Origin of the sequence: Vibrio sp. D404a, assembly GCF_030248535.1 — a bacterium.
In the GTDB taxonomy this organism is placed as follows: domain Bacteria; phylum Pseudomonadota; class Gammaproteobacteria; order Enterobacterales; family Vibrionaceae; genus Vibrio.
Window position 1 is genome coordinate 1 of the sequence record NZ_JAHGAJ010000044.1, and the last position, 21769, is coordinate 21769.

Genomic DNA, 21769 nt, shown 5'->3' on the forward strand with positions numbered 1-21769 from the left:
TTCAAATTTTTCTTTAGACACGATCGTGTTCCTTCCTAGTTATGATTCGCCACGACCATTATTGGTCGAGACGCGCCAGAAATTGCTATTTTATGCGCCAACTCTCGTTAGCGCAATATTTGGACGCATTAGATCTTTCAAAAAAATGAAAAAAATGCAGCCCTATTGTTTAACCACGCTCTGCAATGATTGCTTTTGCAACATTGTTAGGCACTTCAGCGTACTCACTAAACTCCATAGAGTAAGAAGCACGACCTTGTGTCGCAGAACGTAAATCAGTTGAGTAACCGAACATGACAGACAACGGAACTTGTGCACGAATTATCTTCAGGCCAGCTGTCCCCTCGTCCATACCTTCGATGATGCCGCGACGACGGTTAATATCGCCAACAACGTCACCCATCCAGTCTTCTGGAGTAGTCACTTCAACTTTCATCATAGGCTCAAGCAGAACAGGTTGCGCTTCAAGTGCACCCGATCTGAAAGCCATAGAGGCAGCGATTGTAAACGCCATCTCACTTGAATCTGTTTCATGGTAAGAACCATCGTATAGTGTAGCTTTGATATCCAGAACTGGATAGCCAGCAAGCACACCATTGTTCATCTGCTCTTCAACGCCTTTAGCAACTGAAGCGATAAACTCTTTTGGTACCGTACCATTGGCAATTTCATCCACGAAGACAAAGCCTTCGCCAACTTCTGATGGTTCCAGTTTTAGCCACACGTGACCGTATTGACCTTTACCACCGTGTTCACGGATAAATTTACCTTCCGCTTTCGCTGTACCACGAATTGTTTCACGGTAAGCCACTTGCGGGTTACCAACGTTGCAGTTCACGCTAAATTCGCGCTTCATACGGTCAACGATGATATCTAAGTGTAGTTCACCCATACCAGAAATCAGAGTCTGACCCGTTTCGTCGTCCATATCGACGCGGAACGATGGATCTTCTGCTGCTAGCTTAGCTAGAGCGATCGTCATTTTATCTTGGTCAGCTTGCGAGCTAGGTTCTACAACGATTTGGATAACTGGATCTGGGAATTCCATGCGCTCAAGAACAATCTTATGGTTCTGATCACACAGAGTTTCACCCGTGGTCACATCTTTCAGGCCGATAATAGCGGCGATGTCACCCGCTCGTACTTCTTTTACTTCTTCACGCTTGTTCGAGTGCATTTGTACAATGCGCCCTAGACGTTCACGTTGTTTTTTCACTGAGTTGTAAGCAGTTTTACCACTTTCAACTACACCAGAGTAAACACGGATGAAAGTTAAAGTACCAACAAATGGGTCGGTTGCGATCTTAAATGCAAGTGCAGAGAACGGTTCGTTGTCATCTGCGTGGCGCTCAGCTTCATTCTCATCTTCATCGATGCCCTTGATTGCTGGTACATCAACTGGAGAAGGAAGGAAATCAACCACTGCATCAAGAACAGCTTGTACGCCTTTGTTTTTGAATGCACTACCACAAGTTGCTAGCACGATTTCGTTATTAAGGGTACGAGTACGAAGACCTTGTTTGATCTCTTCTTCTGATAGCTCACCTTCTTCAAGGTATTTGTCCATCAGTTCTTCAGACGCTTCAGCCGCAGCTTCAACAAGTTCTGTACGATATTCTTCAGCCATTTCTTGCATGTCTGCAGGAATGTCTTCGTATGTGAACGTCATGCCTTGGTCAGCTTCGTTCCAGTTAATTGCCTTCATCTTGATAAGATCGACAACGCCTTGGAAGTTTTCTTCAGCACCAATGTTCAATTGAATCGGAACCGGTGTCGCGCCTAGGCGATCCTTGATCTGTTCAATAACACGCAGGAAGTCTGCGCCTGTACGGTCCATTTTGTTAACGAAAACCATACGTGGAACTTGGTACTTGTCAGCTTGACGCCATACTGTCTCTGATTGAGGTTCAACACCAGATGAGCCACAGAACACAACAACGGCACCATCAAGTACACGCAGAGAACGTTCTACTTCGATAGTGAAGTCAACGTGTCCAGGAGTGTCGATGATGTTGATACGGTGATCTGGGAATTGAGCTTCCATACCACGCCAAAACGTAGTGGTTGCTGCTGAAGTGATTGTGATACCACGTTCTTGCTCTTGCTCCATCCAGTCCATGGTTGCTGCACCATCGTGAACTTCGCCGATTTTGTGAGAAAGACCGGTATAGAACAGAATACGTTCACTTGTGGTTGTTTTACCTGCATCTACGTGAGCAACAATACCGATGTTACGGTAGCGCTCAATAGGAGTTTTACGAGCCACGGTTGAATCCTCTTAACTTAGAGACTTAGGGACTATTGCTATACCCAGAGTAGTTGCTAAAAAAGCATCCCTCTAGAAATAGCAATAGTTCCTAGCATACGCATAGGAACTAAAGAAGTGCTGCAAGGAACCTTGCAGCACTGAAAAGGTATTACCAACGGTAATGTGCGAACGCTTTGTTTGCGTCAGCCATGCGGTGAACGTCTTCACGTTTCTTAACCGCAGTACCTTTGTTCTCAGACGCGTCTAGCATTTCAGCTGCTAGGCGTTGAGCCATAGATTTTTCACCACGCTTACGCGCAGCTTCAACTACCCAACGCATAGCAAGTGCGTTACGGCGAACCGGACGTACTTCTACAGGTACTTGGTAAGTTGAACCACCTACACGGCGAGATTTAACCTCTACCGCTGGGCGAACATTTTCAAGAGCTTCTTCAAATACAGCTAAGTGATCTTTACCAGATTTCTCAGCCATTGCATCTAGTGCAGTGTAAACGATTTTTTCTGCAGTAGATTTCTTACCGTCAACCATTAGGATGTTAACGAATTTTGCCAGCAGTTCAGATTTGAACTTTGGATCTGGAAGGATCTTACGCTGACCGATGACGCGACGACGTGGCATGGATTTTCTCCGTTGTCTTCTTCAGGTTATCCAAAACTTTTCAGTTTCTTCAAAAATTAAAATTAATTTAGTGTTTGGCCTTACTTAACGGATACCATTAAGATTTTGGACGCTTAACACCGTACTTAGAACGACCTTGCTTACGGTCGTTAACGCCAGCACAGTCTAGTGCGCCGCGAACTGTGTGGTAACGTACACCCGGAAGGTCTTTTACACGACCGCCACGGATTAGAACAACACTGTGCTCTTGAAGGTTGTGACCTTCACCACCGATGTACGAAGTTACTTCGAAACCGTTAGTTAGACGTACACGACATACTTTACGTAGTGCCGAGTTAGGTTTTTTAGGTGTAGTAGTGTAAACACGAGTACATACACCACGTTTTTGTGGACACGCTTCTAGTGCAGGCACGTTGCTTTTAACAACTTGCTTTGCACGAGGCTTACGTACCAACTGGTTAATAGTTGCCATTAACTAGCTCCTGAAATTTACTTGAAAGTAAGCTTTGTGAAAAATCTATCCCTAACTACACGTGGCAATTAGGGACGCAAAATTCTATTCAGCAGTGGGATGTGTGTCAAGAAATATACAGATCTTTTTTAGCCATCTAGAGCTAAGGATGCTCTATTGCACTGAGAAATGCGGCTAAACGCTACCAAGTGATGGACTGTTGGTGCTGTTCTGTCAGGGTGACAAACCCTAAGTAGTCGACTTTATCTAAAGACTCTGGCACCAAACCTTGCAAACCACGACTCGTCAGATCGGCTTGTAACACAGAGAGTTCTTCCACTGCCATTAACTGATTGGCGAGTTCATGGCTTGGTAGTACCGCATAAACCGCATCTTCCGTTAATAGTAGGTGTTCACCCGGCTGGCGATAAGCCAACGCGAGCGTAAGTTTTTCAATCGTCTTGATGATATGCAGCATCTTCAGCCCTTAAAACGTCAGTATCTGGTCGCATTGAGCAAATTGTTGCGCCATAGCGTTTGGCGCAAGTGCTTTAGTATCAATGATGAGTTGCTCACTGGTTAACCCAAAGCGCTGTAAGCTCTGCTCACACACGTACACCTGCTCGATATCGTAAAGCTCCATCAACTTAAATGCTGCGATGTAATCACGTGATAAAGACTCACTAGGTTGCTGGTGCTCGAGAAGTTGAGTCACACCATTGCCAACAAAGAACACGGCGATCTCTTCGGTGTAAGCGGATGCTGCTAACAGTGCATCCAAACCTTCTCGCCCAGAAGCCGTGCTGTGCGGAAAGCTGTTAAAGACATATCCTAACTTTTTCAAAACTGTACTACCCTATCTTGAGTCAACATCGCCTCTGCAAGACTACCTAACCCGGCCTGCTCGAAGCCAACAGCCAAGTTGTGGCTCTCTAACTGGTGCTGGTTTGCCTCTTCTTGGCTCACGACACCTCGACGTAAGGCTGCAGCAACACACGTCTCCATACGGACGTCATGCTGTGTTGCTAACTCTTGCCATGCGCCAGCGAGATCAAACTCATCATTGGCTGGTACCGTCAACGCGGAGCCATTACTCACGCCATCTTGATAAAAGAAGACACTCTTGAGTTGGTGTCCTCTTTCTATTAAAGCCATTGCAAACTGATAAGCATTTTTCGCAGACTGGGAGCCGTAGATGGACCCATTAACTAACAGGGTATACGTTAGGCTTGAACTCAACTCTCATCATCCTCTGTTTTACGCTGACGGATATACAAGTAGACGGTATGTTTAGAGATGTTCAATCGCTCGGCCACACGGTTAATAGCATCTTTGATATCAAAGATCCCTTTGTCGTATAGCTCCATTACGATTTGACGGTTCTTGGTGTTGTTCGATACCGACTTATCCGCATTAATCTCTTCGATTGTGCGCTCTACGGTTTGGTCTACCAACTCTTCAACATCACTCGCGAAGTTCACTGAAGACGCAGCTTCATCCGCATCTTGGGTCGGCATGAAAGATTGCAGCACTTGTGAGAATGGGGCATCAAGGTTTACGTTGATACAAAGCAGGCCGATAACGCGGTCATCACCATTACGGATCGCTACCGTGATCGATTTCATCAATACGCCGCCTTTCGCGCGGGTAAAGTACGAGCGTGAGAAGTTACGCTTAGAGCCTTCAATATCCTTAAGCATTTTTAGCGCAAGGTCGGTAATTGGAGAGCCCACCTGACGACCGGTATTCTCACCGTTGGCAATCTTAATCGCAGAGGTATTGAGATCCTCTAACGAGTGCAAAACGATTTCACAAAACGGACCAATAAGACTTGCGATGCCATCAACGACGGCCTCATAAGATCTTAGAATGATTTTATCGTGTTCACTGAATGGCATGACATTGACTGATTCCATTTCAAGTAACACATCCGCATTGACTGTTTCTGTAGTAGTCACTTAATTCCTTACCTTCGTGTGAAAAATCAACAAATTTATGTAAGTTTATCAGAAAATTTTAATTGCACACCTAGCTAACATTGCAACTAGTGATTTAGAACAAGTTAAAAAACCAAATACTCAAAATGAAAGCATAAAAAAAGGCCTAACTGAGTTAGGCCTTAGAACACGTTGAGAAATGCTTACTGTGCAGCTGTTTCTTCTGCGTTATCAATCTTCAGTAGCTCAACTTCAAATACAAGCGTTGAGTTTGCTGGGATTGTTGGCGTGTCTTGCTCACCGTATGCTAGCTCTGGCGGGATAACGAACTTGTACTTAGAACCCACTTGCATCAGTTGAACACCTTCAGTCCAACCTGGGATTACGCGATTTAGTGGGAACGTTGCTGGTTCGCCACGATCGTAAGAGCTATCAAACTGAGTACCGTCTGTTAGCGTACCTTTGTAATGTACTTGAACAGTGTCAGTGTCTTTTGGAGACTCACCTTCAGCCGCTGTCATTACTTGGTATAATAGGCCAGTGTCAGTTTTCTGAACGCCTTCTGTTTTCTCAAACTCAGCGCGGTAGTCTTCACCCGCTTTCTTAGTTTCTGCTGACTTCTCTGCTGCTTGAGCTTGCATTGTTTCAGCTACACGTTGGTCAAGAGCTTCAAGTGCCGCGCGCGTCTCTTCTTCGTTCAGTGCAGTGTTGCCTGCGAATACATCTTCGATACCTTGAAGTACCATCTCTTTGTCTAGGTTAATACCTAGCTCGCTTGGCTTATCAATGCTTGTGCTTAGGTAGTTTGCAAATGAAACACCGATTGCGTAAGCCGCTTTGTCGTCTTCTGTTTTAAAGTTTACTGCTTCAACTTTCACTTCTTCGACTTGAGGAGCTTCTGCCTTTGGTTCTTCTTTCTGACAACCAACTGCTAGCATAACCGTCGCGGCAAGCAGTGATACTTTTAAAACTGATTTCATGAATACTCCAATTAATGGCCAAGCCATTGGTTATTGTGCACAAATCTAGTGATTAGATTGGTGTGAATGCGTTAGTTATAACAATATACTAGTTCTATGTCTTTTGACACAAACCGGATTGTTAGACGTGATGCGAATATTTTTTCACTCATTACTATATGCAATTGTCATCACTCTGTTAAATGGATGTTTTTTCTTCCAAGAGGATGATCAACGTTGGGATATTGAACCCAATGGTGCCACCAGCTTTGCGCTAAGCAGAGACGGTCGCTTTGCCCTGCTCTACTCCCAACAAAAACACTTGCTGCTTTGGGACTTGGCGGAAAACCAAGAGCTCGCTCAGCTTGGCCAACAAGACCAAGTTAGCTCCCCAATTACGCGCATCAAGATCTCTGACAATGGTCGCTATGCGGTGACAGCCAGTCAGATGAACTTTGCCGTTTGGGATCTCACTTGGACGCAAGCCGAGGGACTTTGGTCGATCTCTGACGGACTGATCCGCGATGTCGACATCTCCAGTAATGGCGAGAAAGTCTTGCTCGGGTTATCAAACGGTAAAGCCATCTATGTGGACTTAGTCACTGGTCGTCGCCTAGAGTTCCTCGCGCACAGAGAAAAAGTCAATTCTGTCTCGCTCTCTTCCAATGGGCGCTACGCACTTTCAGGCGGTAATGACTACAAAGCCTACCTTTGGGATACGGAAACTGGGCTGGTACTGCGCACCTTCGAGCACGAACAACGCGTCGTTCGTGTGGTGCTACAACGCGACGGTGAATTGGCCTTCACCTCTGACGGTGGAAACCAAGCCATTGTTTGGGATCTAAAAACAGGCGAGCCACAAGCCGAGCTGCAGAGTTGGTCACGTCAGCTCATTTTCTCTACCGCTCGTTTTTCTGATGACGGCACGCAATTGGTTACGGGTACACCATCGAGCCAAGTCAGTATCTGGGATACTCAAAGCGGCAAACGGATAGCTCGCTATGACGCCGAGCCATTAAAAGATGCTCGCCCTCCCCGTGCCGTAGTGTATGATGCAGCCTTTGATAATCAGAGCCGTGTAATATCGGGAACATCAGCGGGCATTGCCCAAGCTTGGAATGTGGATTAAGAACGATGACAGAGAAGCGAGTTGAACAACTAGAGAGCCGAGTGAATGACCTAGAGTGTCAACTGGCTTTCCAAGAACAGACCATTGAAGAGCTCAATGAGGCGCTAAGCCAACAACAATTGCTGATCACTAAGATGCAAGACCAAATGAAATACGTTGTCGGTAAGGTTAAGAATATCGACGGCTCTAATCTGGCTGATGCCTCAGAAGAGACGCCACCACCGCACTACTAATATCTAGATGTGCGCGAATAACTATCGGTACTAAAAGAATTGCTATCGATACCAAAAAGGGTGACCGCGAGTCACCCTTTTTGTTTTATTTTAATCAGTTAACGACTAAGCCTCGCCTGCAAGGCCGCTTAATCATCGGCGTAGATTTTCACCTCAACCACACCGTTGACATCAACGCTCGCACGATACATTCCAGAGCTGTTCATGCCGAAGTGAATCTCACCTTGGCCATCAATGGCAATTAGGCCACCTTCACCACCCATCGCTTTCAATTCACCTTGGATGATATGTTCACATGCAGTATGAACGTCTTCTGTGAGATAACGCATACGGGCAGCTACATCACTCGCGACCATTTTTCTTAGGAAGAACTCACCCATCCCGGTTGTAGAAACCGCAACATTACCATTTTCAGCGATAGTGCCCGCACCAATGATTGGCGAATCTCCAACACGTCCGTACTTTTTATTGGTAACCCCACCGGTACTGGTCGCCGCAGCTAGATTACCGGCTTGATCTAATGCTACAGCGCCAACCGTGCCGTACTTTTCATCATCTGGGTATTTCTCGGCGTGTTGCTCATCATATTTCGCTTCAGATAGGGCAAAGATGCCTTTCTCTTTCATTGACTGCAGTTGATCGTAACGGCGCTCGGTAAAGAAGTAATCTTGCTCGGTAAACTCATATTCGTTCTCGAAGGCAAACTTCTCTGCACCTTCACCAATCAATAACACGTGATCACTCTTTTTCATCACATCGCGCGCTAACTCAATTGGGTTGCGAATGTGTCGAACTCCAGCCACCGCCCCCGCATCCATTTCTCTACCATGCATCACAGATGCATCCATCTCGACGAATTCGTCATGTGTCAGTACCGAACCTTTACCTGCATTGAAGTGTGGGCTGTCTTCCATCACTTTCACCGCAGCAACAACCGCATCCAATGCATCACCACCTGACTCAAGGATTTGATGTCCCGCCAATACGGACTTTTCTAATGCTTCAACGATGCCAGTTTTAAGTTCATCACTCATCTGCTCGCGTAAAATCGTTCCAGCGCCGCCGTGTATCGCGATAGAAAAAGGGTGTGACATAGATGCTCTCCATTTGCCTGTCTTGGTCTTTTGCTTACCAATACCATAATCATTGAGCTGTGTCTGGTAAAGGCGAATAATTTAGGTCAGCCAGCTCGAAGAGTCTGTCTCAAAAGTAACGATGTAAACCCGCATCGACAACGCCCATACAGCAGATACAAAAAAGCCTCCACGAGGGAGGCTTTCTATATTCAGCTTGGGTTCACTAATTAGTGAGAACCACAGCCACCGCCACCGCAGCAGCCTTCTTTTTTCTCTTCACCGTGGTCGTGACCTTCGCCACCACAGCAGCCGCCTTCGTGGTCGTGACCAGCTTGGTGGATGTGACCGTGTTGAATCTCTTCTTCAGTCGCTTCACGAACCGCTACTACTTCAACGTCAAACGTTAGTGTTTGGCCAGCAAGCATGTGGTTTCCGTCAACAACAACTTCGTCACCGTCTACTTCAGTAACTTCTACTGGGATTGGACCTTGGTCTGTGTCTGCTAGGAAACGCATGCCAACTTCGATCTGCTCAACACCTTGGAATACGTCTGCTGGTACACGTTGAACTAATGCATCGTTGTGCTCACCGTAAGCGTCTTCTGGAGTCACTGTTGCAGAGAACTTATCGCCCGCAACTTTGCCTTCAAGCTCTTTTTCAAGACCTGTGATTAGGTTGTTATGACCGTGAAGGTAATCTAGTGGAGCTTCTGCAGTTGATTGGTCAACTACTACGCCATCTTCAAGTTTCACTTGATATGCAACACTAACTACTACGTTCTTTTCAATTTTCATGAGAGCTCCAAGGAGGTTTGGACTAAGCTCCAACAAATGAGCTTAGGAAAAATTCTGTACCGGGACATTATGGGGATCAATTAACGAAACTCAATCATTCCGGCTTAAAAATACCGATCATTTCTTGATTCGCGTGTTCAGATTTCTCTACAGTTTTCGGTTTACGTTGCTCTGTAAAGTCACAATCCACACACTCCACCAGCTCAATATTGTTCTCAACCCACCAGCGAAGCGTGTCTTGGCTACTACAACTTGGGCAGCTTGCGCCGGCAATAAAGCGTTTCTTCTGTTTCACGTTATCTATCCTTTACAACTTGGATGCATGCCATTTGGTGATGGCTGTTATCTTATAATTTTACAAGCAATGAGTTACTGCCAGTAGTTTCGAGACTGATGGTCGTTTTCCATCTCATGCCCGAAGATTTCTTCCAACTCTTTGCGAGCCTCTTTGGCTCTTTGCGCTAATTCAGTGTCTTCATTGTGCTGAGGGAGAAGATCTTTCAGCATGGCATTATCGAGTTTACGGAAGTGCGCCTCGGCACGCTTCGCTTTATACGGGTGCATGCCGAGCTCAGTCAAAGCTTGCCTGCCTAAGTCTAACGCCCCTAGGAAGGTTTCACGAGAGTAGTTGGTCACACCGTGGTTCAATAGTTGATAAGCTTCAACACGACTTCGAGCACGCGCCAAAATTTTTAGGCGTGGGAAATGCTGACGACACAGGTCGACCGTTTTCATGATCTCATCTGGAGAGTCTGTACAAAGAATAATAGCTTCGGCTTTATCCGCGCCGGCTGCACGCAGTAACTCCAAGTGCGTGGAATCGCCATAAAACACCTTGTAGCCAAACTTTCTCAGGATATGGATTTGGCTCGCGTCACTCTCAAGGATGGTGATACGAATCTTATTGGCGTACATCAAACGTCCAATGATCTGACCAAAACGACCAAAGCCGGCGATGATCACGCGAGGGCTGCGATCGACCACATCAGATGACATCGCATTCTCGCTGATCTGGTTCAATTGGCGCGCAAAGAACTTATCTTGCAGCTTCAGCATTAGAGGTGTAGTCACCATCGACAAGCTGACCACAACCAGTAGGAACGAGACTTGGTCAATGCTCAAAATGCCTTGAGCGCTAGCAGCCGTGAAGATAACAAAAGCAAACTCACCACCTTGGCTCAAGATCATCGCCATACGACTGCGCGCTTTGGCTTGAGTCCCAAAAATACGAGCAAGGGCATAAAGTACGAGACCTTTCATGACGACCAGTGAGAGCACCGCCATCAAGATGGCAAATGGGCTTTCTGCGAGTAGCCCAAGGTTCACCGCCATACCCACAGAGATGAAGAATAACCCAAGTAACAGCCCTTTGAATGGTTCAATCGCAATCTCTAACTCATGACGATACTCGCTCTCAGCCAGTAGTACACCTGCTAAGAAGGTGCCGAGTGCCATTGAGAGGCCAATCTGCTGCATGATGACGGCAATACCAATCACCAGAAGCAGCGCAGCGACCGTAAACAGCTCACGAACACCGCTCAATACAACGTAGCGAAACAGCGGGCGAAGTAGAAAGTGACCACCAACGAGTAAGCCAATCACACCCGCGAGCATCCAAATCATGTCAGCCCAGCTACCGCCCGTATTACCTGCAAGCAATGGCAACATCGCCAGCATAGGGATCACCGCGATATCTTGAAATAACAGCACCGCAAAACCAGACTGCCCTGCTTCTTTGCCGCTCAGTTCTCTCTCTTCAATAACGCGCAAAGCGATTGCCGTGGAAGAGAGTGCAAGGCCCATACCGATCACTAGGCTAGTTTGCCAACTCAAGCCAAACAGACACGCGACGCCAGTGATCAGCAAGGTTGTTATGACAACTTGGGCGCCACCGAGCCCGAGTATCGGCCCCCGCATGGTCCAGAGTTTTTTGGGGTTCAGCTCCAAGCCGATGAGAAAGAGCAGCAACACCACCCCGAACTCGGAGAAGTGTAGGATGGCTTCTACGTCACTGATAAGCCCGAGTCCCCACGGACCAATCGCCACACCCGCTAGTAGATAACCGAGTACCGAGCCCAATCCAGCACGCTGAGCAATCGGAACTGCAACCACGGCCGCCGATAGGAAAATCACACTGCTCTGGAGGAATTCATTGGTTAAAGCCATTACTGAGCCTCCTCTTGGTTCTCTTCAAGAAGTTGCAATGGATCCCTTAACCAATTGCGGTAAGACTCAGCATGTTGATAACGCGTCATATCCGATACGTTTCTTGCCCAGTGCAGAACTAGAGGGTCAAGCCAGTGCATTTGACACAAGGCTGCCGTTAGCTCAAAGGGTTGCAAGATCTCTTGTAATGGATATTTATTATAGCCCGAAGCGCCAAATGCCTCTTCTTTACCACCTGTCGTGATCACACTGCGCCAGTACTTACCTTTGAGTGCACTCTGCTCACCAAAGGCAAACCCTTTACCAAGCACACGATCAAACCACTCTTTGAGAAGAGCAGGACAAGAGTACATAAATAGAGGGTGCTGAAAAACGATGATGTCATGCTCAAGCAGTAGATCATGCTCGAATGGGACATCAATAAAGAAGTCTGGATAGGCCGCATACAAATCATGAATTTTAACATGTCCGAGCGACTCTATTTTTTTCAGCATCACTTGATTGGCGATTGAGGTTTGAGGCTCTGGGTGTGCAAAAATCACCAAGACCTTGGGTACTGTGTTATTTGTAGATAACAAATCACTCATTCCTTTGAAACATTCCTTACAGGGCAGACGGTGGCAATGCCAAGAAAATTCTAACAAAAGTTATTAATATGTTATTGGCATCATAACCCAATTTGCATTGTGATCGACTTTTATCTGGTTTCCGCCTACTATGCAGGCGTCTGTTCACCTCTTAATTCATTGCGATTTCTATGATTACTTTCTCTGATATTCAACTACTGCGCGGCGGTAAACCACTCCTAGACCAAGCCTCTGCCACTCTACACCCTGGCGACAAAGTGGGTTTAGTCGGTAAAAACGGTTGTGGTAAGTCCACACTGTTCGCTCTGATCAAAGACGAGCTGTCGATTGATGCAGGGTCATTCAGCAAACCTGCGCACTGGGAGTTGGCTTGGGTTGCTCAAGAAACGCCAGCGTTAGAAAGAACGGCAATTGAATACGTGATAGATGGTGATCGCGAATACCGTGGCCTAGAAGAGCAGCTACTCAAAGCAGAGCAAGCGGACAACGGCACCCTAGTTGCTGAGCTCCACGGCAAAATTGAGACCATCGGTGGCTACAGCATTAAGGCGAGAGCGGCTGAACTGTTAGACGGCCTAGGCTTTAGCCAAGACCAAATGACTTGGAACCTGACTCAATTCTCAGGTGGTTGGCGTATGCGTTTGAACTTGGCGCAGGCTCTATTGTGTCGCAGTGATCTACTGCTACTCGATGAACCGACCAACCACTTGGACTTAGATGCGGTAATGTGGCTAGAACGCTGGCTACAAACCTATCCGGGTACACTGATCCTGATCTCGCACGATAGAGACTTCCTTGATCCAATCGTCAATCGCATTGTTCACGTCGAGAACCAAAAGCTAAATGAGTATACGGGTAACTACTCGTCGTTCGAGAACCAACGTGCGCAAAAGCTTGTTCTGCAACAAGCGATGTACCAGAAGCAGCAGAAACAGATGGCGCACATGCAGAGCTACATCGATCGCTTCCGCTATAAAGCATCGAAAGCTCGCCAAGCACAAAGCCGTATCAAGGCACTCGAAAAAATGGAGCAAGTGCTGCCAGCTCAATTTGATAACCCATTCAGCTTTGAGTTTAGGGAGCCTGATGCCCTGCCGAATCCAATCTTGATGATGGATGAAGTCTCTGCAGGCTACGATGACAATCTGATCCTTGAAAAGATCCGCTTGAACCTTGTTCCGGGTAGTCGAATTGGCCTACTGGGTCGAAACGGTGCAGGTAAATCAACCTTGATCAAATTGCTGTCTGGCGATCTTAAGCAACAAGCCGGTGAACTGAGTTACTCGCAAGGGGTGAAGATCGGTTACTTCGCTCAGCATCAACTAGAAACACTTCACCCAGAAGAGACGCCACTGCAACACATGATGCAGATTGCGCCTAAACATACTGAACAACAGTTGCGTGATTACCTAGGTAGCTTTGGCTTCCAAGGCGAGAAAGCACTGGATAAAGTCGCGCCATTCTCTGGTGGTGAAAAGGCTCGTTTGGTTTTGGCTCTGCTAGTTTGGCAGAAACCGAACCTATTGCTACTCGATGAACCGACCAACCACCTAGATCTCGATATGCGTCAAGCACTTACCATGGCGCTGCAAACGTTTGAAGGGGCAATGGTGATTGTATCGCACGATAGATATCTACTGCGTGCAACGACCGATGACCTATACCTAGTGCATGACCGTCAAGTTGCACCTTTTGATGGTGACCTAAACGACTACTATAAATGGTTAACTGACCAGCAAAAAATCGAGCGCAAAGAGGCGCAAGCGCAGGCTCCAGCTAAAGATGGCGCAAACAGTGCGGCAGCTAAGAAAGAGCAGAAACGCCGTGAGGCAGAGTTTAGAAAACTGACAGCACCACTGCGTAAAAAACTGACCCAGTTTGAGAAACAAATGGATAAGTTCACTGCAGACCTCGAAGACGCTGAACAGCAATTGTCAGACACTTCGCTGTATGAAGCGGAAAATAAAGCTAAACTTAACCAAGTACTCGCACTGCAAGCCACCAGCAAATCTCAACTTGAAGAGGTTGAAATGGAATGGATGTCGATCCAAGAAGAGCTTGAGCAGATGGAACAGGATATGGAAAGCTTATGAGTTCAGAGCATGCACCGAACACACTGACACTAGAGAGACTCTGGCAGTTTAGCCTGAGTTACTACAGTGCTCGCGGTGTGAAGGATGCATGCCTAACCCTGCAGAACCAATATCACGGTAACGTCAACTTGCTGCTGCTTCTCAAATGGCTTGATGAGCAGCAGTTGGCCTTCGCCGAGACCGAATGGCACCATATTCAGCAATGTTTAGGTCGTTCGGAATCACTACTGCTCAGTTATCGTGAGCTGCGCAAACACCTCAAGCCTCATGTGGTCGACTCACTCTATCGCGAAGCGCTTCAGTTTGAGCTTCAGCTAGAAAAGCAGCAGCAGTCTGACCTCGTCGACTGCATTAATCGTACTGTGCTTACCCCAAATACCGAAACACCACTGGTGTTGCAATATTGTCGCCTACTGTCGGCAGACGCACTTTATGGGTGCTTCTCTAAGCCTTCACCGTCGGCAGATCAAAGTGCAACGCTCTGAACATCTTGATACAGCACTTAAGATTCAACACATTAGCTGCGTCAATTCTTGGTCAACACTCATCACTCACCACTTGCACACCAAGCTAAGATAGACCAAGCTCAAAGAGAAACGCGAGTGATATCTCAGCCACAGAGAATGATGGAACCTCTACTATGACAATTTTTACCGCTGCGACTGGCCTATCTAACCCTCACCTTCAGACCTTGGTCCCTAGGTTTATTCGCAAGCAGGCGCTGTTTCATCCCCACTGGCAAACACTAGAAACTCCGGACCATGATTTTCTCGATTTAGCATGGAGTGAAGACCCAGGCAATAAAGGGCTAGATTGCAAACCCATTTTCATTCTATTTCATGGCCTTGAGGGGAGCTTTGAGAGCCCGTACGCCAATGGACTGATGAACGCCTTTGCCGAAGATGGTTGGCTGTCTGTGATGATGCATTTTCGTGGCTGCAGTGGTAAACCGAATCGCTTAGCTCGTGCCTACCATTCCGGTGAAGTGGAAGATGCGCGCTTTTTCTTAAGAAACCTGCATGCTCAGTTCCCTAATAACCCAAAGGTGGCTGTCGGTATCTCATTAGGCGGTAACATGTTGGCCAACTACTTGGTTGAGTATGCAGACGATCCACTGCTCTCTGCAGCGACTATAGTCTCTGCCCCATTTGATCTTGCCAGTTGCTCGAGTCGCATTGAACAAGGCTTCTCTAAGGTCTACAAAAAATACCTGTTGAACTCACTAAAATCGAATGCGTTGAAGAAAGAGAAACTGCTCTCTGAAAAGCTCGGCATTAGTGCAGACACGATCAAGAAGATCGAGAAATTATATGAGTTTGATGACCTGATCACCGCGCCACTGCATGGCTTTAAGAATGCACAAGATTACTACGCGCAATGTTCCGCTTTGCCCAAGCTGAATAAGATCAAACTGCCAACACAGATCATTCACGCCAAAGACGATCCATTCATGACTGATGATGTGATCCCTAAATTCATTCTGCCGGATAACATCGATTATCGACTGTTCCAGAAAGGTGGTCACGTTGGCTTCATTACAGGCAGCACCCTTAAGCCAAAGTTTTGGTTAGAAGAAGCGCTACCTGCCTACTATGAAAGCATTCAAGATTCGGCATAATAGCGCCACGTTGAGTCGGACTTAACCCTACTTAACAACATATTCCAAACCTATCCATGAACATAAAAGAGAGATGTATTTATGATCATTCCATGGCAAGACATCGCCCCTGAGACTCTAGAAAACTTGATCAAAGAGTTTGTACTTAGAGAAGGCACCGACTACGGCGATGTTGAAATTTCACTGCAATCTAAAATCGACCAAGTGAAGCACCAGCTGCAATCCGGTGAAGCCAGTATTGTCTTTTCTGAGCTTCATGAAACGGTCGATATTCAGCTCACTAAACGCTTCTAGGCTGCCAATAAAAAATAGCCGTGTTATAGTGGAAAACGATTGCTAACAAGTAAGTTATTCTAACGACAAGGGTTGTCATGTCCGCTAAACATCCAATTATTGCGGTTACAGGTTCTTCCGGAGCCGGTACCACCACCACCTCAGAAGCCTTCCGAAAAATGTTCAATATGATGGACGTGAAGGCTGCTTGGGTTGAAGGCGATAGTTTCCACCGCTTTACTCGTCCTGAGATGGATGTCGAAATCCGCAAGGCGCGTGAACAAGGAAAACACATCAGTTACTTCGGCCCACAAGCGAATGACTTTGGTGCGCTTGAGGAGTTCTTCCGTCAATATGGCAATGAGGGTACCGGACAAGTCAGACGCTACCTGCACACCTTTGACGAGGCGGTGCCTTATAACCAAATGCCGGGCACCTTCACTCCTTGGCAGGAGATCCCTGAAAACTCAGATGTGATGTTCTATGAAGGCCTGCATGGTGGCGTGGTTGATGGCGATGTTAACGTCTCACAGCACGTTGACCTGTTGATTGGCATGGTGCCTATCGTTAACCTTGAGTGGATTCAAAAATTCGTTCGCGATACAAGAGACCGCGGGCATTCACGTGAAGCAGTAATGGATTCGATCGTCCGCTCAATGGATGACTACCTCAACTACATTACCCCACAGTTCTCACGCACCCATATCAACTTTCAGCGAGTACCGACCGTTGATACCTCTAACCCGCTTAACGCGAAGGGCATTCCGAGCCTTGACGAAAGTTTCGTAGTTATTCGCTTACGTGGTATCAAGAATGTCGATTTCCCGTACCTACTCGCTATGATTGATGGCTCATTTATGTCACGTCACAACACGCTTGTTGTGCCTGGCGGGAAAATGAGCTTTGCTATGGAGCTCATCGTAAGACCTATCTTGCAACAGCTCATCGAAACGGGAAAAATTGGCTAACGGAATGGCGTTCTGGTTGATTACTTTTCATACCGTGATCATGTGCACAATTTTGCGTAAAAAATCGTAGCTTGGTCACGATTAAAATCAAGAAATAGTGACTGAAAAAGGATACTATTCTTAACCGAAACACAAGATAGCTTGCAGCACCGAACAAGTGCTCTTATCCTAAGAAGTCAAATTCAGGCTTAGCTAAAATATGGAAAGCGGCAAGCATACCCTGCAGAGGAAGTGAGATATTATGGTTCTAGGTAAACCTCAAACCGATCCAACATTAGAGTGGTTCCTTTCACACTGTCATATTCATAAGTACCCTTCAAAAAGTACTCTGATTCACGCTGGTGAAAAGGCTGAAACCTTGTACTACATCGTGAAAGGTTCTGTGGCAGTTCTTATCAAAGACGAAGAAGGTAAGGAAATGATTCTTTCTTACCTAAACCAAGGCGACTTCATTGGCGAACTTGGCCTATTCGAAGAAGACCAAGAGCGTACTGCATGGGTTCGTGCAAAATCTCCTTGTGAAGTAGCTGAAATTTCTTTCAAGAAATTCCGTCAACTTATCCAAGTGAACCCAGACATCCTAATGCGTCTTTCAGCGCAAATGGCAAGCCGTCTACAGGTTACAAGCCAAAAAGTAGGTGACTTAGCGTTCCTTGACGTAACTGGTCGTATCGCACAGACGCTACTAAACCTAGCGAAACAACCAGATGCAATGACGCACCCAGACGGCATGCAAATCAAGATCACTCGTCAAGAGATTGGCCAAATCGTTGGTTGTTCTCGTGAGACAGTAGGTCGTATCTTGAAGATGCTAGAAGAGCAAAACCTAATTTCTGCTCACGGTAAGACTATCGTTGTTTACGGTACTCGTTAATCCCGATTAACTGAGCAAAAATTCAAAAGCCACCAAATGCGAATTTGGTGGCTTTTTCTTTATCGATAGAAGATACGAGATACGAGATACGAGATACGAAAAGAACTCACAGAGTCCTATTTGTAAACTGTCTCGAAGAGAAACGTATCGCACCTCTAGGGCAACCCAGTGCTCGTATCTTTCTTTAACCGTTGGTGCTCTCGAAGATTTTGTCGGCCGATGCGGCAACAAAACCTGTGTAAAGCTCACCATTGGCCATTGGGTAGCGCTTAGCAAACTCGTAGAAGCCCCCAGGAATCAGCTCAGCACCTTCAGAGAACTCAACCTTAACTTTGTCTGCCATTGTTGATGATTGCTCCAATAGCACCTCTGGAGAGCCTTTCACTTGACCACCAGCACTGTTGATCGTGAAGCCGGAATCGCTCAGGTGATCATTCACTGCTTGTACTTCGGTAAAATCATTCAACTGATTCACACTCACCGTAAAGTGATTAGCACCGTAGCCATGTGCAGCTAGCCAAGAAGCGTATTCACTCTCTGTCGCCAACTGTTTGAAATCTTCATAACTTAGGTCCCATAAACGACCACCGTATAGGAACGCCTCTCCCTCTAACTTGCTTGCATCCACTTGCGCGACCAACTTAGCCACAATCGCTTGTAGCTCTTCAGAACACTCTTCAACCTTAAGTTCACTGATGAACACCTTAGGTTGATTCGGGTCTGGATGCTCAAAGTGTTTTGCGACCAGTTTCTTGCTTTCAAACAGGTAATCACCATACGCCTTATAACCGAGCGCCAAGAATGGCTTAGCCAAAGTCTCAATTCCCAAAGGCGCAACATTAAATGTACGCAACGCAATATGGTCGTTGATAAGGTCTTCCTCTTCTTTCAGCAGCTGATGTACCTTCTCAGCTGAGGGGCAGAGGCGTACGATATAATCATCCCACAGGGATTTGAACAATAGGTCGGGTGTCATGGTGACTCCTTGTCGGGTTCTAGCGAGCTAGAGGATTGGATTAGAAAGAGAGTGGCTGCGACAAAGCGTCAACAGCCATCAGCTTGTGACATACTTATTTATAATTATATCTCGCTGGATCTAACGCCCAGAGAGTGGTTCAAAAGGAGGCGTAACTTCCCTGCCCCCACTTGAGATTTACGTGTTCAGTTACAGCTCGACACCCGGGCTAAATGTTGCTGGCAATTGAGTTTCACCACCTTCCATTGAAGCCATTGGATAAGCACAATAATCAGCCGCATAGTAAGCGCTTGGACGTAGGTTGCCAGAAGCACCCGGACCACCAAATGGTGCATCGCCGCTAGCGCCTGTAAGTTGGCGGTTGCGGTTAACAATACCGGCACGGATATGATCAACGAAGTATTCCCACTCAGAATCGTCTGTTGATACAAGACCTGCAGACAAACCAAAACGTGTATCGTTCGCCAATTCAACCGCTCGCTCTAGTGACTCATAACGAACAACCTGCAGCAGTGGGCCGAAGTACTCTTCGTCTGGCAGCTCTGCAATGTTAGTTGCATCGATGATGCCCGGAGTGACGAATGCAGCTTCACCAGCTTTCGCTTCAACTAGGCTTACACCACCTAAAGATTGCAGATTTGCTTGCGCATCTAGAATGAACTTAGCCGCTGCTTCTGAAATTTGTGGCCCCATGAAAGGCGCTGGCTCAGCAAAAGGCTGATCGACTCGAATCTTCTGAGTTGCCGCTACCAACTTCTCTAGCAGCAGGTCGCCTTTCTCACCGACAGGAACATAGAGACGACGTGCACACGTACAACGTTGACCCGCACTGATGAAGGCTGATTGGATGATGGTGTACACGGTTGCATCCGCATCGCCATAGTGATCACTGATCACCATTGGGTTGTTGCCGCCCATCTCAAGCGCCAGCATCTTACCCGGTTGACCCGCGAATTGACGGTGCAGGATGTGCCCCGTATTGGCACTACCTGTGAATAGCACGCCATCAAGACCTTTCGCATCCGCCAGTGCAATACCTGTCTCTTTGGCACCTTGCACTAGGTTGATAACGCCAGCAGGAAGGCCCGCTTCTTGCCATAGTTTCATTGCAAACTCACCCGTCCAAGGTGTTTGCTCTGAAGGTTTGAATACAACCGTATTACCAGAAAGTAGTGCTGGCACGATATGACCATTAGGTAGATGGCCCGGGAAGTTGTATGGCCCAAAGACTGCCATTACACCTAGGGGACGGTGACGCAGAACGATCTGGTTACCTGCCGCTTCACGAGATGATTCACCAGTACGGTCGTGATAAGCACGAATTGAGATAGCAATCTTGCCCGCCATTGCACCCGCTTCAGTGCGCGTTTCCCAGATTGGCTTACCGGTTTCTTTGGCAATGATCTGTGCGATCTCTTCGCTGTTCTCTTTCACTTTCTCTGCAAACTTCAGCACAATCGCTTCACGCTCGGCAAAGCTAAGCTTCTTCCACGTCAAAAATGCTTCACGCGCTGCGGCAACCGCTGATTCCACTTGTGCAGGTGTCGCGCTGTCGCCCTGCCATACTACTTGGTTGTCGTATGGGCTAACTGATGTCATCGCTTCGCCTTGACCGGCTACCCATTGCCCTGCAATCCACTGAGTCATACTTCTATCCTTCTTTGACTAACCATCAAGCTCTATTGAGCCAACATACGAACAAAATCGCCTTCTTGAACTTCCAAAGCTTTTGCCACATTTGGCGCAAGAATCACTTTACCGCTAGCTTGGTCATAAGCACCTTTAGCAGCGACCGCGCGGAAGTTTTCAAATGAGGTGTTACCAATTAGGTAATCCTGAGAGCTTGCATGCTCACTAATTTCTACCTGAGCACGAATTGAATGACGCACCGATTCGATATTACGCAAGTCACACTCAACCGTTGGGCCTGCATCGAAGATGTCGACGTAACCACGGTTGGTGAAGCCTTCACGCTCAAGCAGCTTAAGTGCTGGACGGGTGTTGTCATGTACTTGCCCAATCACGGCTTGTGCTTCTGGGCTCAGCAGGTTGATGTAGATCGGCAGCTTCGGCATTAAGTCAGCGATAAACCCCTTCTTACCGATACCGGTTAGGTAGTCTGCCAACGTAAAGTCAATCGAGAAAAAGTGCTCTTGCAACCACTGCCAGAATGGAGAATTACCTTCGGCATCTGATACACCACGCATCTCAGCAAAAATGGTTTCAGAGAAGCGCTCAGGGTGCTCTGCCATAAGTAGGAAACGACACTTAGACATTAAGCGACCGTTTAACCCTTTGCGGTAATCAGGGCGCAAGAAAAGCGTACAAATTTCGCTGCAGCCTGTGTAGTTATTACCAAAAGTCAGTAGCTTAACGACGTTATTTACTTTAAGTCGTTGCGAAGAGTGCACCACTTTGCTGATGTGGTAAGAGTAGAAAGGCACGTCCCAGCCAATCGAGGCTTCAATGCCCGTTGTGCCAGCCACTTCACCCGTTTCAACGTCAAAGCCCACCATTAGGTAGCCTTCATCACCCGGTTCGGTGACGTTTTCTTTAGCAAAGCTGTATTCAGAGTGTGTAATTCGATTGGTTAACAGTTCTTCGTTAACCGGAAGAGATGTGAATCCATGTCCTGACTCGACCGCACATGTGTGTAGCGCATCGTAATCAGATAATTTAATTGGGCGTACAACAAGCATCATTATTCCCTCCAGATGCAAAACAGGCCCAAAACTAGAAGCTTGGGC

At 46.9% G+C, this 21769-nt stretch carries 24 protein-coding genes; 8 read left to right on the forward strand and 16 right to left on the reverse strand.

Going from position 1 to position 21769, the window contains the following annotated elements:
* Positions 1–169: 169 nt before the first annotated feature.
* The 8 genes from fusA to fkpA form a co-directional block, all read right to left on the reverse strand.
* The gene (gene fusA, locus KI655_RS21585) at positions 170–2266 is read right to left on the reverse strand and encodes an elongation factor G (protein ID WP_285408559.1); all 2097 of its coding nucleotides are present in this window, start codon (positions 2264–2266) and stop codon (positions 170–172) included.
* A 151-nt stretch (positions 2267–2417) separates the two neighbouring features.
* Complete coding sequence (rpsG, locus tag KI655_RS21590; RefSeq protein ID WP_004737195.1) at positions 2418–2888, reverse strand: 30S ribosomal protein S7; 471 nt, start codon at positions 2886–2888, stop codon at positions 2418–2420.
* Between the two features lie 97 nt (positions 2889–2985).
* Entirely contained in the window at positions 2986–3360 is a 375-nt protein-coding gene (rpsL, locus tag KI655_RS21595; RefSeq protein ID WP_004399892.1) for a 30S ribosomal protein S12, read from the reverse strand.
* Between the two features lie 181 nt (positions 3361–3541).
* Positions 3542–3817, reverse strand: a complete 276-nt coding sequence (gene tusB, locus KI655_RS21600; RefSeq protein ID WP_285408574.1) for a sulfurtransferase complex subunit TusB — start codon at positions 3815–3817, stop codon at positions 3542–3544.
* Positions 3818–3826: 9 nt separating this feature from the next.
* On the reverse strand, positions 3827–4183 hold the full coding sequence (gene tusC / locus KI655_RS21605; protein ID WP_285408576.1) for a sulfurtransferase complex subunit TusC: 357 nt from the start codon (positions 4181–4183) through the stop codon (positions 3827–3829).
* Complete coding sequence (tusD, locus tag KI655_RS21610; protein ID WP_285408577.1) at positions 4180–4578, reverse strand: sulfurtransferase complex subunit TusD; 399 nt, start codon at positions 4576–4578, stop codon at positions 4180–4182. The genes tusC and tusD overlap by 4 nt, the downstream gene beginning before the upstream one ends.
* Positions 4575–5297, reverse strand: coding sequence for a transcriptional regulator (locus tag KI655_RS21615; protein ID WP_032550043.1), 723 nt, complete (start codon positions 5295–5297; stop codon positions 4575–4577). Before KI655_RS21615 ends, tusD begins: the two co-directional genes overlap by 4 nt.
* 182 nt (positions 5298–5479) lie before the next feature.
* Positions 5480–6256 carry an FKBP-type peptidyl-prolyl cis-trans isomerase gene (gene fkpA, locus KI655_RS21620; RefSeq protein WP_285408579.1) on the reverse strand — a complete coding sequence of 259 codons (777 nt, stop codon included), beginning with the start codon at positions 6254–6256 and terminating at the stop codon, positions 5480–5482.
* A 130-nt stretch (positions 6257–6386) separates the two neighbouring features.
* On the opposite strand from fkpA, the gene KI655_RS21625 reads away from it, so the two are divergent.
* Entirely contained in the window at positions 6387–7364 is a 978-nt protein-coding gene (locus KI655_RS21625) for a WD40 repeat domain-containing protein (protein WP_285408580.1), read from the forward strand.
* Between the two features lie 5 nt (positions 7365–7369).
* Positions 7370–7597, forward strand: a complete 228-nt coding sequence (locus KI655_RS21630; RefSeq protein WP_285408581.1) for a SlyX family protein — start codon at positions 7370–7372, stop codon at positions 7595–7597.
* Positions 7598–7725: 128 nt separating this feature from the next.
* Here KI655_RS21630 and KI655_RS21635 read toward each other — a convergent pair whose 3' ends face one another.
* From KI655_RS21635 to kefG, 5 genes are all read right to left on the reverse strand, one after another.
* On the reverse strand, positions 7726–8691 hold the full coding sequence (locus KI655_RS21635; RefSeq protein ID WP_285408582.1) for an isoaspartyl peptidase/L-asparaginase family protein: 966 nt from the start codon (positions 8689–8691) through the stop codon (positions 7726–7728).
* Between the two features lie 209 nt (positions 8692–8900).
* Positions 8901–9467: a peptidylprolyl isomerase gene (gene slyD / locus KI655_RS21640; RefSeq protein ID WP_285408584.1), complete on the reverse strand. Its 567-nt coding sequence runs from the start codon at positions 9465–9467 to the stop codon at positions 8901–8903.
* Positions 9468–9561: 94 nt separating this feature from the next.
* Positions 9562–9762: a YheV family putative zinc ribbon protein gene (locus KI655_RS21645; RefSeq protein ID WP_285408585.1), complete on the reverse strand. Its 201-nt coding sequence runs from the start codon at positions 9760–9762 to the stop codon at positions 9562–9564.
* Positions 9763–9836: 74 nt separating this feature from the next.
* Positions 9837–11633 carry a glutathione-regulated potassium-efflux system protein KefB gene (gene kefB, locus KI655_RS21650; protein WP_285408586.1) on the reverse strand — a complete coding sequence of 599 codons (1797 nt, stop codon included), beginning with the start codon at positions 11631–11633 and terminating at the stop codon, positions 9837–9839.
* Positions 11633–12220, reverse strand: coding sequence for a glutathione-regulated potassium-efflux system ancillary protein KefG (gene kefG / locus KI655_RS21655; RefSeq protein ID WP_285408587.1), 588 nt, complete (start codon positions 12218–12220; stop codon positions 11633–11635). Before kefG ends, kefB begins: the two co-directional genes overlap by 1 nt.
* Positions 12221–12390: 170 nt before the next feature.
* Between kefG and KI655_RS21660 the strand changes: the two genes are divergently transcribed.
* The 6 genes from KI655_RS21660 to crp all read left to right on the forward strand — a co-directional run bounded on the left by KI655_RS21660 (position 12391) and on the right by crp (position 18046).
* Positions 12391–14313 carry an ABC transporter ATP-binding protein gene (locus KI655_RS21660; protein ID WP_285408588.1) on the forward strand — a complete coding sequence of 641 codons (1923 nt, stop codon included), beginning with the start codon at positions 12391–12393 and terminating at the stop codon, positions 14311–14313.
* Positions 14310–14798: a TIGR02444 family protein gene (locus KI655_RS21665; protein WP_285408589.1), complete on the forward strand. Its 489-nt coding sequence runs from the start codon at positions 14310–14312 to the stop codon at positions 14796–14798. The genes KI655_RS21660 and KI655_RS21665 overlap by 4 nt, the downstream gene beginning before the upstream one ends.
* 155 nt (positions 14799–14953) lie before the next feature.
* A complete protein-coding gene (locus tag KI655_RS21670) occupies positions 14954–15931 on the forward strand; it encodes a hydrolase (RefSeq protein ID WP_285408590.1) in 978 nt (325 codons plus the stop codon).
* Positions 15932–16012: 81 nt separating this feature from the next.
* Positions 16013–16225, forward strand: coding sequence for a YheU family protein (locus KI655_RS21675; protein WP_285408592.1), 213 nt, complete (start codon positions 16013–16015; stop codon positions 16223–16225).
* Between the two features lie 77 nt (positions 16226–16302).
* Positions 16303–17172: a phosphoribulokinase gene (locus tag KI655_RS21680; protein WP_032550028.1), complete on the forward strand. Its 870-nt coding sequence runs from the start codon at positions 16303–16305 to the stop codon at positions 17170–17172.
* Positions 17173–17413: 241 nt separating this feature from the next.
* Positions 17414–18046: a cAMP-activated global transcriptional regulator CRP gene (crp, locus tag KI655_RS21685; protein WP_004410522.1), complete on the forward strand. Its 633-nt coding sequence runs from the start codon at positions 17414–17416 to the stop codon at positions 18044–18046.
* 184 nt (positions 18047–18230) lie between these two features.
* On the opposite strand, the gene KI655_RS21690 is transcribed toward crp, so the two are convergent.
* The 3 genes from KI655_RS21690 to astA all read right to left on the reverse strand — a co-directional run bounded on the left by KI655_RS21690 (position 18231) and on the right by astA (position 21721).
* The gene (locus KI655_RS21690) at positions 18231–19022 is read right to left on the reverse strand and encodes a DUF1338 domain-containing protein (protein WP_285408595.1); all 792 of its coding nucleotides are present in this window, start codon (positions 19020–19022) and stop codon (positions 18231–18233) included.
* A 189-nt stretch (positions 19023–19211) separates the two neighbouring features.
* Positions 19212–20669 (reverse strand): succinylglutamate-semialdehyde dehydrogenase, encoded by a 1458-nt coding sequence (gene astD / locus KI655_RS21695; protein WP_285408596.1) that lies wholly within the window; start codon positions 20667–20669, stop codon positions 19212–19214.
* A 32-nt stretch (positions 20670–20701) separates the two neighbouring features.
* Positions 20702–21721 carry an arginine N-succinyltransferase gene (astA, locus tag KI655_RS21700; RefSeq protein WP_285408744.1) on the reverse strand — a complete coding sequence of 340 codons (1020 nt, stop codon included), beginning with the start codon at positions 21719–21721 and terminating at the stop codon, positions 20702–20704.
* Positions 21722–21769: the final 48 nt, after the last annotated feature.

Excerpts from the sequence above, each read along its gene's own strand:
- kefG (WP_285408587.1), bottom strand. The coding sequence starts at position 12,220 with ATGAGTGATTTGTTATCTACAAATAACACAGTACCCAAGGTCTTGGTG.
- astA (WP_285408744.1), bottom strand. The coding sequence starts at position 21,721 with ATGCTTGTTGTACGCCCAATTAAATTATCTGATTACGATGCGCTACAC.
- slyD (WP_285408584.1), bottom strand. The coding sequence starts at position 9,467 with ATGAAAATTGAAAAGAACGTAGTAGTTAGTGTTGCATATCAAGTGAAA.
- rpsL (WP_004399892.1), bottom strand. The coding sequence starts at position 3,360 with ATGGCAACTATTAACCAGTTGGTACGTAAGCCTCGTGCAAAGCAAGTT.
- KI655_RS21680 (WP_032550028.1), top strand. The coding sequence starts at position 16,303 with ATGTCCGCTAAACATCCAATTATTGCGGTTACAGGTTCTTCCGGAGCC.
- astD (WP_285408596.1), bottom strand. The coding sequence starts at position 20,669 with ATGACTCAGTGGATTGCAGGGCAATGGGTAGCCGGTCAAGGCGAAGCG.
- KI655_RS21625 (WP_285408580.1), top strand. The coding sequence starts at position 6,387 with ATGCGAATATTTTTTCACTCATTACTATATGCAATTGTCATCACTCTG.
- fkpA (WP_285408579.1), bottom strand. The coding sequence starts at position 6,256 with ATGAAATCAGTTTTAAAAGTATCACTGCTTGCCGCGACGGTTATGCTA.
- KI655_RS21665 (WP_285408589.1), top strand. The coding sequence starts at position 14,310 with ATGAGTTCAGAGCATGCACCGAACACACTGACACTAGAGAGACTCTGG.
- KI655_RS21675 (WP_285408592.1), top strand. The coding sequence starts at position 16,013 with ATGATCATTCCATGGCAAGACATCGCCCCTGAGACTCTAGAAAACTTG.
- rpsG (WP_004737195.1), bottom strand. The coding sequence starts at position 2,888 with ATGCCACGTCGTCGCGTCATCGGTCAGCGTAAGATCCTTCCAGATCCA.
- KI655_RS21635 (WP_285408582.1), bottom strand. The coding sequence starts at position 8,691 with ATGTCACACCCTTTTTCTATCGCGATACACGGCGGCGCTGGAACGATT.
- KI655_RS21690 (WP_285408595.1), bottom strand. The coding sequence starts at position 19,022 with ATGACACCCGACCTATTGTTCAAATCCCTGTGGGATGATTATATCGTA.
- crp (WP_004410522.1), top strand. The coding sequence starts at position 17,414 with ATGGTTCTAGGTAAACCTCAAACCGATCCAACATTAGAGTGGTTCCTT.
- tusB (WP_285408574.1), bottom strand. The coding sequence starts at position 3,817 with ATGCTGCATATCATCAAGACGATTGAAAAACTTACGCTCGCGTTGGCT.
- kefB (WP_285408586.1), bottom strand. The coding sequence starts at position 11,633 with ATGGCTTTAACCAATGAATTCCTCCAGAGCAGTGTGATTTTCCTATCG.
- KI655_RS21660 (WP_285408588.1), top strand. The coding sequence starts at position 12,391 with ATGATTACTTTCTCTGATATTCAACTACTGCGCGGCGGTAAACCACTC.
- KI655_RS21630 (WP_285408581.1), top strand. The coding sequence starts at position 7,370 with ATGACAGAGAAGCGAGTTGAACAACTAGAGAGCCGAGTGAATGACCTA.
- KI655_RS21670 (WP_285408590.1), top strand. The coding sequence starts at position 14,954 with ATGACAATTTTTACCGCTGCGACTGGCCTATCTAACCCTCACCTTCAG.